The organism is Kribbella sp. CA-294648, assembly GCF_050943845.1.
Classification (GTDB): domain Bacteria; phylum Actinomycetota; class Actinomycetes; order Propionibacteriales; family Kribbellaceae; genus Kribbella.
Window position 1 is genome coordinate 5,004,549 of record NZ_CP191981.1, and the last position, 13,243, is coordinate 5,017,791.

The following is a 13,243-nucleotide window of genomic DNA, read 5'->3' on the forward strand; positions in this document are numbered from 1 at the left end:
CACTCCTGCGGACAGCCCTTGGATGGCGGGACCGTGAGGATGTTCAACCGGCCCGACCCAGGAGCTTCCGATGTCCAAAACCACCGCGCTCGCCAGTACTCCTCACCGCTCCCACCGCCTCGACCGCACCGCGGCCGTCTTCCTTCTCCTCGGCGGCCTCGCGTTCTTCGCCGGCGGCGCCCTTCATCCCAAGGACAGCAGCACGGGCGGCACCAAGCTCGAGCAACTCCACGACATGCTCGTCGATCCGCTGTGGTACCCGTCCCATCTGTTCTCCCTGGCCGCAATCGCGCTCATCACGGCCGGGCTGATCGTGATCCGCCGACGCGGTGACCTACCCGGCCGGATGGCCCGGCTGATGAGCGTGGTGGCGGCGATCTCGGTGCTCGCCACCGTGGCGATGCTGGTCCACCTCTTCGCCGCAACCGAAGCAGAGGCGATCGAACACGGACACTCGACCACGCTGATCGACTTCCACACCTGGAACGAAACAATCGTGAACCCCCTCTGGGCCCTGGCAATCGCCACCCTCGCCGTAGCCGGCGGCCTGACCCACACCCTCGGCAACCGGATCACCCTCGTCCTAGGCCTAGTCGGCGGCCTCGCCTTCGCCATCGCCACAGCAACCATCGCCTTCACCGACCTCTTCGACCCCCTGTTCCCCATCAGCTCCCTGATCGGCGCCTGGGCCGCCGCAGTAGGCGCAATCGCACTACTACGGCGATCCTGACCTACGGGCGAGCCTTCGCATGCTTCATCACCGTGGGTCGAACACCTGCCAGTCGGCTCCGCGGTTGTTGCTGATGGCAACTTCGTGGACCGGCTGCTTGGGTGGCGGCAGGGGGGTTGGGGTGGTGGTTGGGACCGGGCTCGGTGAGGTGATCGCGGGGCCTTCGACCAAGCCGATGACCTGGTCTCCGAGGGCTTCGATCGAGCTCAGGGAGTACGGGGTCTGGAGTTCGGTACCGATGGTTCCGTCCGGGGCGATCCGTAGCAGCGAGGTCATCACCGTGGCTCGGAGGGTCTTGTCGGTGACCAGCCCGGTCCCGTCGTCGAACACTGCTTCAATCCCGAGGACCCGCTTGTCAGGATCCGGGATCGTTGTCCAGGTCCGCCCACCGTCCCGGGACCGCAGGTACTCCCCCGGCCCTTCGGCCTCGCTCACCTGCTCCTGAAGCATGATCGTCCGGCCGTCCGGGCTGATACCGACCTCCACATACTTCCCCGACGTCGGCTGGCGGGTCCAGGTCCGGCCACCGTCCGCAGTCCACGCCAGCAGGCCGCTCTTGGCCAACCACCAGCGTCCGCTCTGATCCCGGAAGAAGCGGTGCGGGTTCCGCAGATCAGCGGGCAACTGCAGAACCCGGCCCTGCCCAGTGCGCTGGTCGACCACGAGTAGGGGTCCGCTCGTTCTGAGGAGGAGACCGTTCCCGATCGTGCTGGTGGTTCCCGAAACGGTCAGCGGACGCTCTACCGGCCGGCCGTTCTCGATCGTGGTCAGGCGAGGTTTCGCCGGGTCATACTGGACATTCCGGGAGCCGTAGACCAGGTCGCCGTACAGCTCCAGGTAGGGGTAGTCGTCGACCGGCTCGGTGAACTCGATCCCTGCCGCGGACTTCGAGGCCAGGGTGGACCAGCAAACCGTCGGCTGGTCCGGCGCCGGTTGCCGACACCGGATCCAGCTGGCCACCCAGTTCCCGCCGGGAAGCGGGTAGAACTTGGTCAGCTCCGCGTCCGCGGAGTGCGCGAGCTCCCGCCCGGTCCGCGGCCGGACTTCCGTGGCGGCAGGGTCGGGGGCGGCATCGGTAGCTTGATTGATCACCACCACGGCCGGTACGGCGATCGCTACCAGGCTCGCCGCGATCGCCAGGGCGCGGCGGCGCCGGAGGCGGGTACGGCTGCGCTTGACCAGGGTTTCGAGTTCTGGCGCCGGCGACTGGCTTTGGGCCTGCCAGGCGAGATCCTTCAGTTCAGACACGGTGCTCCTCCGTCTGCGGCTCGTCGGCGAACTCGTGGACGAGGGGAGCCAGCCGCTGCCGGCCCCGGCTCAGCCTGGCCTTCACGGTCCCCTCCGCGACGCCGAGGGTTTCGGCGATCTCCCGGATCGACAGGTCCGCGACGTACCGAAGCGCGATCGTCTCCCGCTGCTCCAGCGGCAACTCCCGCAGAGCGTCGACCAGCGCGATCCGGTCCGGCGACAGGTCGGGCAGGCTCACCGGTTGCGGCTGCAGCCGCAGCAACTGCCGGAACCGTACCGACCGGCGGAACCTGTTCCGGGCGATGTTCAGCGCGATCGTGCGCAACCAAGCCTCCGGGTTGTCCACCTGCCCGAGCTGCCGCCGTCTCGTCAGCGCCACCACGAAGGCCTCCTGGACAACGTCCTCCGCCTCGGCCAGATCACCGCAGACGGCGAACATCTGCCCGATCAGGCGCCCGTAACAGCCCTCGTACAGCTCCCGCAGCCGCTCGTCGTCCATCAGCCCTCCGAGTTCGTCTTGTCACCCTCACGACAATCGGCGGACGGAATCGGTTGCATCAGATCTCCGCCCATGCCCAGGGCAACAAGTCCGCCGGCTGGAGGTTCTATTCATCCTGCGCAGATTTTGCGGTGACCAGTACGCCGAACCCCTGTTGCGTGACACGCCTCATCCGAGTCACGCCGCCAGTATCGACCGGGGGTGGTCCACTCAGGTGTCGCGCTTCGCGTGCTGATCGAGGGCGGCCTGCTTCGATCGGGCGCGGACGTGGATTCGCTCGCCCTGCTTGCCGAACAGGCTGAGTACCTCGACAGGGCCACGTCCGCTGGAACCGAACCAATGCGAGTGCTGGGTATCGAATTCGGCGACCTCGCCCGGACCGAGAATGACGTCGTAGTCGCCCAGGATCAGCCGAAGGCTGCCGCTCAAGACGTAGAGCCACTCGTACCCGGCGTGGGTCCGTGGGACAGGTTCAGTCTCGGTGGCAGGGATGATCAACTTGAACGCCTTCGGCTCACCCTGGCTTCGGGAGAGCGGGACGATGACGCGGCCGTTGGAACGCGACGGCTCCTGCGGCATCCGGGGATCGATGATCTGGGGCGCGGCGACGATCTCGTCCAGCGGTACGGCGAGTGCGGCCGCGATCGGCAGGAGCAGCTCCAGGCTCGGCTTGCGTTGGCCGGACTCGAGTCGCGACAGGGTGCTCTTGGAGATACCGGTCGTTGCGCTCAGCTCCGCCAGCGAGATGTTCTTCTTCTCGCGGAGTCGGCGCAGGCGCGGTGAGATCTGCTCGAGGGTGGCAGCGATCGCGGGAAATGACTCCATGCAAAACATCAGACCAAACGGTTCCAGTTTCGGCAACGAAAGTTGCCGGACCTGGATGCCGCGAGCCATCTTCGGGATCGGAGGTGGTAATCGATGAAAGACCATCGTGACGTAGTGATCATCGGCGCCGGGGCGGCCGGCCTGACGGCGGGAATCGTCCTCACCAGAGCTCAGGCAGACGTCTTGGTGATCGACGACGGCAAACCGAGGAACGCGGCCGCGGCGCACCTGCACGGGTTCGTCTCCCGCGACGGTGCCGTGCCCTCGGAGCTCCTGGCAACTGGGCGGCAGGAGGTCGACCGCTATGGAGGCGAGTTCACGCAAGCCCGCGTCATCGAAGCGACACGAGACCCGGAGGGCAGCTTTGCCTTCACTCTGGTCGACGGGAACTTGGTGCGCTCTCGGGCCGTGTTGGTCGCGACAGGGCTGACCGATGAACTGCCGGAGATTCCCGGTGTCCGCGAGCTGTGGGGATCACGGTCCACCATTGCCCGCACTGTCATGGGTACGAGGTGCGCGGCGATGACATCCTCGTGATCGGCGGGGCGATGCCCGCTGTCTCCTTGCACCATGCGGCCTTGCTGCGCCGCTACAGCGACCGGGTGACACTGTGCCCCAACGGGATGCCGATCACGGACATCGAGGCCGCTCGGCTGACTGCATTCGGCGTCCGCGTTGTCGAGGGCACCGTTGCTCGCCTCGTCCACGACAAAGGGTCGCTGACCGGCGCGGAGCTTGCCGACGGCAACGTCATCGCCTGTGAGACTGTATTCATCGCGCCAAGGCCCTCGCCGAACGACGCAGTACTGCGGGCCCTCGGCTGCGAGACCGATGTGACCACGGGATTGGTGTCGACCACGGGCAGCGGAGCGACCGGCGTACCGGGAGTCTGGGCGGCCGGCAACGTGGTGAATCCGCGTGCCCAGGTCATCACCGCCGCGGGCGAAGGATCTGCGCCTGCTATCGCCATCACGGCCTGGCTGCTCGAGAACGACCTGACCGCAGCACTTGCCCAGAGCAAAGATTCGGAGGCCGCCCAATGACCTCCCAAGTCACATCCCAGACCCCGGTCGCCAGTCGCCGACTCCCCCTCGGGGTGTATCTGCTGGCGTTCAGCTTGTTCTCGATGGGCAGCGCCGAGTTCCTCCTCGCCGGGGTTCTGCCCGCGGTCGCCGCCGATCTCGACGTCAGTCTGGCGACGGCGGGCGGACTCATCTCGGCGTTTGCGGTCGGGGTCGTCATCGGCGGCCCACCCCTCGCTGTCATCGGCCTGCGCTGGCCGCGCCGTACGGCGTTGGCGCTGACCCAGGTCGCGTTCGCCGCATCCATCGCAGTCGGCCTGATCCTCGACAGCTACGGCCCCTTGCTCATCACCCGATTCGTCGCAGGTGTCGCGTACGCCGGATTCTGGGCAGTCGCGGCCGTCACCGCGGTCAGCCTGGTCACGCCCGACCGGAAGGCGCGCGCCTCGGGCGTCGTGGTCAGCGGACTCAGCCTGGCCATGATCTTCGGCGGACCCGCCGGAACGCTGATCGGCTACCTCACCGCCTGGGAAGGCGGATTCTGGCTGGTCGTCGCTCTCACCCTCGCCGGGGCCGCCGCCGTGGTCGTCGCGATGCCCAAGACGGCAACGACGGAAGACCCCAGCGTCAGGCGTGAGCTCGGCGCGATGCGGCGGCCGCAACTATGGCTGGTCTACGCGGCGACGTTGCTCAGCACAGCGGCGTACATGATCACCTTCAATTACCTCGCCGCATTGCTGACCGGCGTCACTGGGATCGCAGACGTTTGGGTCGGCCCGATCCTGGTCCTCTTCGGTGTCGGCGCCTTCGCCGGCCTGGCGATGGGTGGGCGCATCTCTGACCAACGCCCGTACTACGCACTCGTGGTCGGCGCGGTGGGAATCGTCATCTGCTCCGTCCTGATCGCCACCGCGGCCGAGCACGCACTGGCCGTTGTTCCGCTCGTGCTGCTCCTGGGGGTGGCAGGGTTTGTTCTGAACCCAGCAATCTACGGTCGCGTGTTCACTATCGCCTCCGACGCACCCACGCTGGCGGGAGCCACGACCGTCTCGGCTTTCCAACTGGGCATCAGTCTTGTACCGGTTCTGGCCGGCGTCGCTCTCAACTCCGGTACACCACTCACCGCCGTGTCCTGGATCGGCGCTGGGTTGGCCGCACTGACCATCCCCGTCGTGCTCGCCGAGCGCACCCTGAACCAGCGACGGCGTTAACCCGCCGTTCCTCCCCAGCATCGAGTGAGCGGCGGGGCCGGCTCATATCAACTGGAGGCTGCGAGCCTTCTGGCAACTCCGGAGAGGGCTACGAGCACAACGGTGCCTAAGGCAACGGGCAGCATCATGGTGAGGGCGGGCGCACTGCTTGCACCGATCAGCACTGGCATCGCGGTCGCGGGCAGATGAACGGCCTTGGACAAACGCATCACTCGCAGAGCCAGCACAGTTGCCGCAGTCGCGGCCAGCCAATGCCCTTCGACCGCGTCCCATTTCGGCACCAGGACGACTACGCCGGACGCCGCGGCAATCAGGTACGCCAGCAACACGGTCCGCGGCGCTGCGCCCGCCGCCAGCGGCGTCATGGCTATCGATACGGCACTCGCGGCAAAAGGAGCCAGCAGGACTGGTTGATTCGTCGCCAGGCCGATCGCGGCCAGCGCCAGCAGGATGGCGGCAGTGGCCAGGTCCTGCCGCCATCCACCTCGGGCGTCCTGCGCAGTACCGGGGTCACTCATTCCCGGGTCAAAGGCTCGGCCGCTGGGAAGTCCAGGTCGGGCTCGGCCAGGTGGTTGACCATGTTCGAGTACGTGTTCAGGGCTACATGGGCGACGGTCTCGGCGATCTGTTCATCGGTGACGCCGGCCGCGCGGGCCGCCTGCAGGTCCGCGTCATCGACTGCGCCGCGCCGGTCGACGAGGTGCGCGGCAAGGGTCAGCAGCGCCGCCGTGTGAGGGTCGGCATCGTCGGCACGCCGTACTCGCTGTAGCTCCTCGGCAGTCAGGCCGAGCGCCTTCCCGCGAGCGTTGTGAGCCGCGATGCAATAGTCGCAGTTGTTGCGTTGGGCAACCAGCAGGGCGAGCTTCTCGCGGGTGGCGGGCTGAAGAACACCCGCAGTCAGTGCCTCGCGGAAGTCGAGGTAGCCGCGCAAGGCGGCGGGCGAGTTGACCAGGGTCCGGTACAGGTTCGGCGTCCGGCCGAGCTGGCGGCGGGTGTCGGCGAGCAACTCGGCCGCCCGGGGCGTCGCGGTCTCGTCGGTCACCTGGGTGATTCTGGGCATGTTCGAAACCTTCGGTAGTCGGTTGAACCGGCTGCTGTTCAGCCGGCCCGCAGCAAGGTGGAAGCGATCGCGCGAGCCTCGTCGGCGGCATCCGCGGAACCATCGCGTACGGCGGTCGTGACGGCTCCGTCGATCAGCAGCAGGAACCGGCCGGCCAGTTGCTCCGGCTCCCGTACTCCGGCCTGCGTCAGCAGCTCAGCCAGATAGGCACGGATCGCCTCTTTGTGCTCACGCGCGGCCTGATGGGCCGGATGGTCGGGATCCGCCAGCTCCGCGACGGTATTGCCGAACGCGCAACCGCGAAAGTCACCAGCTTGGCAGCGCTCCTTGATAGCCCCGAAGACAGCCAGGATACGACTCTCAGGATCACTCCCCAATGCGTCGACGCGCTCCCTCAACCAGACGCGGTACCGCGCGTCCCGCAGTCGCACGAACTCGACGATCAGACCATCCTTGGTCGCGAAGTGCCGATACAGCGTCGCCTTCGACACCCCGGCCTCGGCCAGCACCCGGTCAATGCCCACCGCATTGATCCCGTGCTCATAAAACAACCGAAAAGCCGTCTCCACCAACCGCTGCCGCGGCGACAACTGATCCCCAGGCACTCCCACAAGCTCGCTCACACCCATCACCTTACAGACAGACCTGTCCCCCCACAAGACAGATCTGTCTCGGACCCTCCAACCTGGTGGTGCTTTGCGAGTGCCGTGCGGTAGGGAGCGAGGCGACTGGTTCGATTGATAGTGATTGCTCCGACCAATTCGGAGTCTTGCCAGTAGGTGACGACGAGGCGCATTGCGGTGGGGTCGTGTTCCTCAACGACGGGTGAGCCGAGGTGGGGTAACCCGATGGCTCGCAGGCGGGCGTCGTACAGGTCGGACCAGTACGACGGTACTGCGGTGAACGGGAGCGGCCGGTCCGGGAACAACAGGTTTCGGGCGGCGATTTCTGCTTGGTCCACTGCGTTGCTCCAGTGGCCTACGGTGATGGGGCTGCCTCCAGCCAGACTGTGGGGCCAGCGGACTACGTCGCCTGCGGCAACGATGTTCGAGACCGGCTCCCCGTCCTGGGTGATAGGGCGCAAGCACCGATCGCACAGCAGGCCGTTGTCCAGTTGGAGTCCCGCGCCGGACAGCCATTCGACGTTCGGCTTTGCGCCGATGGCCGCGATGGTGACATCCGCGGGGCTTTGCGGATTCTTCATGTGCAGGGTGACGCCGGCGCGGCGGTGTAGCTCGGCGACCAAGGTCGCGACCGGCTCACCGGCTGCTGCGAGCAGGGGCAGCTTTCCTCGCGTCACCAGTTCGACTTCGCAACCGCGCTGGCGGGCGGCGGCCGCGATCTCGTTGCCTAGAAAGCCGCCGCCGACAACTCTGATCCGCTGCCGCGGCACGAGGCGGTCCCGCAGAGCCACCGCATCAGCGAGCGAGCGGAGGGTCCACGGCCGCGGCTCGGTTCCCGCCCGGGCGCCATTGACGGCGGCCCGTGCACCGGTGGCGATCACGAGACCGTCGTACGGGATCTTCCGTCCGTTCGCGAGTCCGATCTCGCGCCCGTCGCGGTCAAGGCTCACAGCCCGGACACCCAGGACGAAGTCAGCTTCCAGTTCCGTTGCTCGTGGCAACTGGAGGCGATCGGCGGTGGTTCGGCCGGTGAGCAGGGCCTTGGACAGCGGCGGACGATCGTACGGCAGTTGCGGTTCGGCGCCGACGATGGTGATCCGGCCCCGATGCCCGTGCCGGCGGAGCGCCTCGGAGGTTCGAAGACCCGCCAGAGAAGCACCGACGACGACAACATGACGCATCAGTGCTCGACAAGGGCGATGGCACGAACCGGGCAGGCCGCGGCGGCGGCGCGCACCGCTTCGGCAAGCCCGGTCGCGGGATGGGTTTCGTACATCAGCTGTTCGTCGTCGTCGAAGGCGAAGACTTCTGGCGCCGCGAACACACACTGACCATGGTTTTCACAGGTAACCAGGTCGACCTCGATGCGCATCAGTTCTGAGTTCCTTCGACCAGCGGTGGATTGAAGCGGGACAGCACGGGCTCGGACCAGGCCAGCGGACTTCCACGATCGAGCTGGACCACTCGGTCGATGGCGAAGGTCACCTGACGTTGCGCTCCAGGCATCGCCGGGTCGGCGTGCCACTCGACCTTCGCCCGGCCGGACACCTGGAGCGTCGTACCGTTCTGCCAGTCGATGAACAGCAGACCGGCCGACGGGTCCTCCTGCAGATTGCCGAGCGTCATCATCATCGCGTTGCCGAGATAGTCCGGCCAGCGCAACAAACGGTCATCCAGCACCTCGACGAAACCGCTGTTCCCACCGCGATGCGACGCGTCCGCCTCGCCGCTCGCTGATCTGGTCGCGACGAAGAACGTGTCCGCCGACGTGATCAACCGTTGCTGCGCGCCGTCCAACGCTTCCGAGACCCGCACCGATCCGGATCCAACCGGCTCGGTGCGTTCGATTCGGCGTTGCTGAATGTACTTCGGGCAATTGGCATAAACCTGCCGTACTGCGACGCGCTGGCCGGTCGAGGTCGGCTCGGCGTCCCCATTGACCCGCATCCGACGGCGAGTCGCGGGGTCGATCAGGATCATCCCCACGGAAGCGGATTGCGCCAGCACCGATCGGAGCGGATCCCCCGCGGCCGGGACAGCCGCGATCGCCAGCGTGTACTCATCGGGAGCCACCGCGAAACCAGGCTCGCCGACCAGCAGTGAGGCCCACATAAGCCCCTCGGCGTCGGCCGCTCCGAGGACGAGGAACGGCTGTTCGGCAACGAATCGTGCAGCGACGGCCGGGATGCTCGTGCCGATCGCGGGACGTGCGTGCTCGGCCCGGTCGCGGAGACCGGCGAGCTCCTGCGCCCGCCGCTCCCCTGCGTGGTACTGAATGGTCATTTCGTCGTCCGGCTCAGAAGAAGCCGCAGGTCGGTGCCGCACCGGAGGGCGCCGGGGCGGAGTCCGCACCGCTCGGCGCGTACACCTCGAGCCGAATCCCATCGGGATCGGTGAAGAAGATGCCGCCCGAGGACACTCCTTCACCGTGCGGCACCACACCGTCGTACAGGAAACCGGCCCCGAGCTCTTCGAGAACGGCCTGCACGCCCTGCACCTCCTCGATCGTCTCCACCTGGAACGACAGGTGATGCAGGCCGGCTTGCCCAGTGGCGAACTCGCCGTCGGCCTGCTGCCACAAGGTCACCAGCAACTTGCCGTCCCGGCCCAGAAACGCCCAACGGCGGTCCGCCTCGGTCCCCTGAGCCTGAACATCGAAGCCCAGCACCCGCTGGTAGAACGCGAGCGACCGGTCCAGATCTGTCACGTTCAGACCGATGTGCCCGGTCTTCAGCGCGGTCGGTACGGCGGTCGGTACGGCGGTGGTCGTAGTCATGCGAAGTTCCTCCAAGTTCTAACCGATATTGAGCTCAATACTGGATAGAACATCTCTAACTTGTCAACCCCAGTCCATGGGTTAGAATCTGGGCCATGGACCCGCGCCCCCTGACCGGTGAACCGGTGAGCATGGATCTGCTCAACACCGTCTGGGTGGAAGGCGGGGAGCGCCACGACCTACTGGGGACCATCGACGGCTTCAAGACCTGGCTGACGAGCCCTGCCCTCGGCGACGGTCAGCACTACCCGACGACGGAGGCCGCGCGCCGCCGGCTCGTTGAAGCACGGGAGGCCTTGCGAGCCGTCGTCGAAGCTCACGTCGCTGGGCAACCGGATGCTGCGGCCGAAGCACAGCTGAACCTGCTGCTCGACCGAGGACGTCTCGTACGGCGACTCGGCCCGAGCGGTCCTGAAGTCAGACCCGAGGTCGACGACCCGGCGGATCTACTCGCCTGGATCGCCGCCGACAACTACCTGAGTCTCCTCGAGCAGGACCCGACCCGCATTCGCGCCTGTGCGCATCCGGACTGCGTCCTGCACTTCTACGACTCGAGCCGCAAGGCCAATCGACGGTGGTGCTCGATGGCCGGCTGCGGCAACCGCGCCAAGGCCGCGCGCCACTACGCCCGATCGAAGGACGCCGACTGACCGAGTCCGCTCTCGACCTGTCATCTCTGGCCAACGCTGCGCAACATTCGTCGAGTCAGGCGCATCAAGCTGGATGACGATCTGCTGCTGGCATGGTGCCCGCAACCTGGGGGGAAGGTCACGAGAGGTTGCGACATGCGCGGTAAGCAAAAGCACGTCCGGAGAGGCTCGGTAGCACTGAGCGCGGCCGCACTGCTGGCCGTCGGCTTGGTTCCCGGCGCCGCGGACGCGGTAACGACAACCACCGGCGACGCAAGCGCCGGCTGGTGCACGATGGAGCTGGGATCCGTCACGGCTGGAGGTGCTCACCGGTCGCAACGCATCACCGCCGGCGCGCCACCGACGAGAACGAACGACCATGTGGTGGCGCCCGGCCTGTACCCCGATCCGGTACGACTCAGCACTTCGACTTTCAGCTCCCCGGATCCGAGAGGGGTTTACGTTGCCGGCATTGCGATCAGTGGCGCCACCATGGGCTACACCGGCTACACGCTTGTCGGGGGCAACAAATTCGACCCGGGCTCGATCCGCCGGGAGACCTACACCGGCGACTACAGCGACATCGTCGCGTTCGACAGGTCCTACTACCGAGAGGGACTCTCCGCCCCGGTCGGATCGCTCTACGGGCTGCGCAGCGACGGCGTGCTGCTCAGATGGATGTCCGTCCCCGAGACCTGGCAGGTCACCGGCGCTTCCCCGGGCTTCGCGCCGGTGAAGGCGATGACGTTGATCAGCAAGGCCCCGTTCTACGACACGTTCCTCGCGAACACCCAGCGCGGCGCGCTCTACACCATTCACATCCCGAGGACGTCACCGATGAATCCGGTGGTCAAGCGCGTCCGTGACCGCACCTGGCAGAACTTCGAGTTCCTGAAGGCCAGCAAGTGCGGCAACCACGGCACGCTGCTCCTCGGCATCGACAAAGACACCCAGACGGCCCACCTGTACGCCGTCGGCCACGCCAACGGCACCGCCACCGTCATCCAAGGCCTCGGCAAGGTCCCCGGCATCTTCAACGACCCCACCTACTTCCGCTTCGCCCCACTCAACGACCCCCACGTCGGGGAGTAGGCACCCACCCCACCACCGGCGCACTTCACCGGTGGTGGGGGCACGGGTCGGTTCGGGGGGCCACGGAGCCCCCACCTGCACACCGCCCGCGGTCAGTACGCCGTACCGATCCTGGGCTACTCGTGGTCGGTTTCGTCCGGATTGGATTTGGCCAGCTCTACCAGGGCTTGCAGGGCCTGATCGAGAATCTCGATCGGGGGCGAGGCGAGCGCCAGCCGGATCGCGTTCGGCGCTTGGCCCGGGCCTACGGTGAAGGCTGCCGCCGGTGTGACGGCGATGCCGCGCCTCGCGGCGGCGCTGACGAAGGTCTCGGCGCGCCACGGTGCCGGAAGCGACCACCACAGATGGTAGGCGCGCGGGTTGGCCGTCACAGTCAGGCCGGCAAGCCGGTCGGCGGCGAGCCGCTGTCGCACCTGCGCGTCGTTCACCTTCGCCTGCACGATGGTTGCCACTGCGCCGCCGTTGATCCACCGCGTGGCGGCCGCCAGCGCGAAGGCGGGAGCTGTCCAGCCGCCGGAGCGCAACGCTGACGACAAGCCACTCGCGAGCCGACGGGGCGCCACCAGGAAGCCGGCGGTCAGGCCGGGGGCCAGTCGTTTGGTCAAGCTGTCCATCAGGACCGTGTGGTCCGGCGCCATGGCGGCGATCGGAGTCACGGTGGGATCGAGGAATCCGTTGACCATGTCCTCGATCGCCACGATGTCCAGCTCAGTGAGTAGGGCGGCCAGCTCGGCGCGACGGCCTTGGGGCATGGTGATGCCCAGTGGATTGTGCAGGGTGGGCTGCAGGTAGACGGCGCGAACACCCGCGGACCGTACGGCGGCGGGCTCGACCCCGTGGGCATCCATCGCCAGCGGCACCAGCGTGACGCCAAGCCGGCCGGCGATGCCCTTCATGACCGGGTAGGTCAGGGCCTCGACGCCGAGCCGCTCCCCCGGCCCTGCCAGCGCCGCGATGGCCGCTGCGAGCGCTTGGCGCCCATTCCCCGCGAAGAGGATGTCCTCTGAGGCCGGCACCCAGTGCGGCCGGGCCAGCAGCGCCGCTGTCGCCTCTCGCGCTTCACTCGTTCCCCTCACTGTTGCCGGACGCAACGAGGTTGCGAGGGCGTCCGGCCGGAGCAGTGCTTCGATTCCTGGCGCCAGCAGCTCCGCCTGGCCGGGCAGGGTCGGGAAGTTGAGCTCCAGGTCGACGTTGGCTCGCGCCGGCTCCGCAAGCGCATCGGTCGCCGGTTCGGCGGTGCGCACGAAGGTCCCTCGGCCGACCTCGCCGACCACCAGGCCTCGGCGTACGAGCTCGCTGTACACCCGGCTGGCCGTGGAGACCGCGATCCCGTGGTCCCGTGCGAAGCGGCGCTGGGTCGGCAGCTGTTGCCCCGGCCGCAGCCGCCCGGCGGTGATGTCCGCGGCGACCGAGTCCGCGATGTCCCCATACGCCTGTGTCATGCCAGCTCCTTGCACCAGATTGTACCGAGGTCAAAGTTATCATTGATCCGACGCTTCTCGGTGCATATTGTGGGTGGCCGGTCCCC

At 67.2% G+C, this 13,243-nt stretch carries 17 protein-coding genes and 1 pseudogene; 7 read left to right on the forward strand and 11 right to left on the reverse strand.

Annotation, left to right across the window (positions count from 1 at the left end):
- The first annotated feature begins 70 nt into the window (after positions 1 to 70).
- Entirely contained in the window at positions 71 to 730 is a 660-nt protein-coding gene (locus tag ACQPYM_RS23725; protein WP_433003708.1) for a hypothetical protein, read from the forward strand.
- A 27-nt stretch (positions 731 to 757) separates the two neighbouring features.
- On the opposite strand, the gene ACQPYM_RS23730 is transcribed toward ACQPYM_RS23725, so the two are convergent.
- From ACQPYM_RS23730 to ACQPYM_RS23740, 3 genes are all read right to left on the reverse strand, one after another.
- Entirely contained in the window at positions 758 to 1,978 is a 1,221-nt protein-coding gene (locus tag ACQPYM_RS23730) for a WD40/YVTN/BNR-like repeat-containing protein (protein ID WP_433003711.1), read from the reverse strand.
- Positions 1,971 to 2,477 (reverse strand): RNA polymerase sigma factor, encoded by a 507-nt coding sequence (locus ACQPYM_RS23735; protein ID WP_433003714.1) that lies wholly within the window; start codon positions 2,475 to 2,477, stop codon positions 1,971 to 1,973. The genes ACQPYM_RS23730 and ACQPYM_RS23735 overlap by 8 nt, the downstream gene beginning before the upstream one ends.
- Before the next feature lie 210 nt (positions 2,478 to 2,687).
- Positions 2,688 to 3,302 (reverse strand): helix-turn-helix domain-containing protein, encoded by a 615-nt coding sequence (locus ACQPYM_RS23740; RefSeq protein ID WP_433003716.1) that lies wholly within the window; start codon positions 3,300 to 3,302, stop codon positions 2,688 to 2,690.
- 93 nt (positions 3,303 to 3,395) lie between these two features.
- Here ACQPYM_RS23740 and ACQPYM_RS23745 point away from each other — a divergent pair, with 93 nt between their 5' ends.
- The 3 genes from ACQPYM_RS23745 to ACQPYM_RS23755 are packed head-to-tail and all read left to right on the forward strand — an operon-like array spanning position 3,396 to position 5,535.
- Positions 3,396 to 3,839 carry an FAD-dependent oxidoreductase gene (locus tag ACQPYM_RS23745; protein WP_433003719.1) on the forward strand — a complete coding sequence of 148 codons (444 nt, stop codon included), beginning with the start codon at positions 3,396 to 3,398 and terminating at the stop codon, positions 3,837 to 3,839.
- On the forward strand, positions 3,815 to 4,345 hold the full coding sequence (locus ACQPYM_RS23750; protein WP_433003722.1) for an FAD-dependent oxidoreductase: 531 nt from the start codon (positions 3,815 to 3,817) through the stop codon (positions 4,343 to 4,345). The genes ACQPYM_RS23745 and ACQPYM_RS23750 overlap by 25 nt, the downstream gene beginning before the upstream one ends.
- Positions 4,342 to 5,535 (forward strand): MFS transporter, encoded by a 1,194-nt coding sequence (locus ACQPYM_RS23755; RefSeq protein WP_433003725.1) that lies wholly within the window; start codon positions 4,342 to 4,344, stop codon positions 5,533 to 5,535. The genes ACQPYM_RS23750 and ACQPYM_RS23755 overlap by 4 nt, the downstream gene beginning before the upstream one ends.
- Before the next feature lie 47 nt (positions 5,536 to 5,582).
- Here ACQPYM_RS23755 and ACQPYM_RS23760 read toward each other — a convergent pair whose 3' ends face one another.
- The 7 genes from ACQPYM_RS23760 to ACQPYM_RS23790 are packed head-to-tail and all read right to left on the reverse strand — an operon-like array spanning position 5,583 to position 9,994.
- Positions 5,583 to 6,053, reverse strand: coding sequence for an HPP family protein (locus ACQPYM_RS23760; protein WP_433003728.1), 471 nt, complete (start codon positions 6,051 to 6,053; stop codon positions 5,583 to 5,585).
- Entirely contained in the window at positions 6,050 to 6,595 is a 546-nt protein-coding gene (locus tag ACQPYM_RS23765; RefSeq protein ID WP_433003731.1) for a carboxymuconolactone decarboxylase family protein, read from the reverse strand. The genes ACQPYM_RS23760 and ACQPYM_RS23765 overlap by 4 nt, the downstream gene beginning before the upstream one ends.
- A gap of 38 nt (positions 6,596 to 6,633) precedes the next feature.
- Positions 6,634 to 7,218: a TetR/AcrR family transcriptional regulator gene (locus ACQPYM_RS23770; protein WP_433003734.1), complete on the reverse strand. Its 585-nt coding sequence runs from the start codon at positions 7,216 to 7,218 to the stop codon at positions 6,634 to 6,636.
- A 5-nt stretch (positions 7,219 to 7,223) separates the two neighbouring features.
- Positions 7,224 to 8,399 (reverse strand): NAD(P)/FAD-dependent oxidoreductase, encoded by a 1,176-nt coding sequence (locus ACQPYM_RS23775; RefSeq protein WP_433003737.1) that lies wholly within the window; start codon positions 8,397 to 8,399, stop codon positions 7,224 to 7,226.
- Positions 8,399 to 8,590: a ferredoxin gene (locus tag ACQPYM_RS23780; RefSeq protein WP_433003740.1), complete on the reverse strand. Its 192-nt coding sequence runs from the start codon at positions 8,588 to 8,590 to the stop codon at positions 8,399 to 8,401. The genes ACQPYM_RS23775 and ACQPYM_RS23780 overlap by 1 nt, the downstream gene beginning before the upstream one ends.
- Complete coding sequence (locus ACQPYM_RS23785) at positions 8,590 to 9,501, reverse strand: pyridoxamine 5'-phosphate oxidase family protein (RefSeq protein WP_433003743.1); 912 nt, start codon at positions 9,499 to 9,501, stop codon at positions 8,590 to 8,592. The genes ACQPYM_RS23780 and ACQPYM_RS23785 overlap by 1 nt, the downstream gene beginning before the upstream one ends.
- Before the next feature lie 13 nt (positions 9,502 to 9,514).
- Positions 9,515 to 9,994 (reverse strand): VOC family protein, encoded by a 480-nt coding sequence (locus ACQPYM_RS23790; protein ID WP_433003746.1) that lies wholly within the window; start codon positions 9,992 to 9,994, stop codon positions 9,515 to 9,517.
- A 131-nt stretch (positions 9,995 to 10,125) separates the two neighbouring features.
- On the opposite strand from ACQPYM_RS23790, the pseudogene ACQPYM_RS23795 reads away from it, so the two are divergent.
- The 3 genes and pseudogenes from ACQPYM_RS23795 to ACQPYM_RS23805 form a co-directional block, all read left to right on the forward strand.
- A pseudogene (locus tag ACQPYM_RS23795) lies at positions 10,126 to 10,404 on the forward strand (ABATE domain-containing protein); the annotation flags it as partial.
- A gap of 126 nt (positions 10,405 to 10,530) precedes the next feature.
- On the forward strand, positions 10,531 to 10,644 hold the full coding sequence (locus ACQPYM_RS23800; RefSeq protein ID WP_433023369.1) for a CGNR zinc finger domain-containing protein: 114 nt from the start codon (positions 10,531 to 10,533) through the stop codon (positions 10,642 to 10,644).
- A gap of 135 nt (positions 10,645 to 10,779) precedes the next feature.
- Positions 10,780 to 11,715, forward strand: coding sequence for a hypothetical protein (locus ACQPYM_RS23805; RefSeq protein WP_433023515.1), 936 nt, complete (start codon positions 10,780 to 10,782; stop codon positions 11,713 to 11,715).
- Between the two features lie 116 nt (positions 11,716 to 11,831).
- Here the strand turns inward: ACQPYM_RS23805 and ACQPYM_RS23810 are convergent, their stop codons facing one another.
- The gene (locus ACQPYM_RS23810; protein ID WP_433003749.1) at positions 11,832 to 13,157 is read right to left on the reverse strand and encodes a PLP-dependent aminotransferase family protein; all 1,326 of its coding nucleotides are present in this window, start codon (positions 13,155 to 13,157) and stop codon (positions 11,832 to 11,834) included.
- Between the last annotated feature and the right edge of the window lie 86 nt (positions 13,158 to 13,243).

Coding starts and splice junctions, on each gene's coding strand:
- ACQPYM_RS23745 (WP_433003719.1), top strand. CDS start 3,396: ATGAAAGACCATCGTGACGTAGTGATCATCGGCGCCGGGGCGGCCGGC.
- ACQPYM_RS23760 (WP_433003728.1), bottom strand. CDS start 6,053: ATGAGTGACCCCGGTACTGCGCAGGACGCCCGAGGTGGATGGCGGCAG.
- ACQPYM_RS23810 (WP_433003749.1), bottom strand. CDS start 13,157: ATGACACAGGCGTATGGGGACATCGCGGACTCGGTCGCCGCGGACATC.
- ACQPYM_RS23785 (WP_433003743.1), bottom strand. CDS start 9,501: ATGACCATTCAGTACCACGCAGGGGAGCGGCGGGCGCAGGAGCTCGCC.
- ACQPYM_RS23805 (WP_433023515.1), top strand. CDS start 10,780: ATGCGCGGTAAGCAAAAGCACGTCCGGAGAGGCTCGGTAGCACTGAGC.
- ACQPYM_RS23780 (WP_433003740.1), bottom strand. CDS start 8,590: ATGCGCATCGAGGTCGACCTGGTTACCTGTGAAAACCATGGTCAGTGT.
- ACQPYM_RS23765 (WP_433003731.1), bottom strand. CDS start 6,595: ATGCCCAGAATCACCCAGGTGACCGACGAGACCGCGACGCCCCGGGCG.
- ACQPYM_RS23790 (WP_433003746.1), bottom strand. CDS start 9,994: ATGACTACGACCACCGCCGTACCGACCGCCGTACCGACCGCGCTGAAG.
- ACQPYM_RS23725 (WP_433003708.1), top strand. CDS start 71: ATGTCCAAAACCACCGCGCTCGCCAGTACTCCTCACCGCTCCCACCGC.
- ACQPYM_RS23735 (WP_433003714.1), bottom strand. CDS start 2,477: ATGGACGACGAGCGGCTGCGGGAGCTGTACGAGGGCTGTTACGGGCGC.
- ACQPYM_RS23755 (WP_433003725.1), top strand. CDS start 4,342: ATGACCTCCCAAGTCACATCCCAGACCCCGGTCGCCAGTCGCCGACTC.
- ACQPYM_RS23775 (WP_433003737.1), bottom strand. CDS start 8,399: ATGCGTCATGTTGTCGTCGTCGGTGCTTCTCTGGCGGGTCTTCGAACC.
- ACQPYM_RS23740 (WP_433003716.1), bottom strand. CDS start 3,302: ATGGAGTCATTTCCCGCGATCGCTGCCACCCTCGAGCAGATCTCACCG.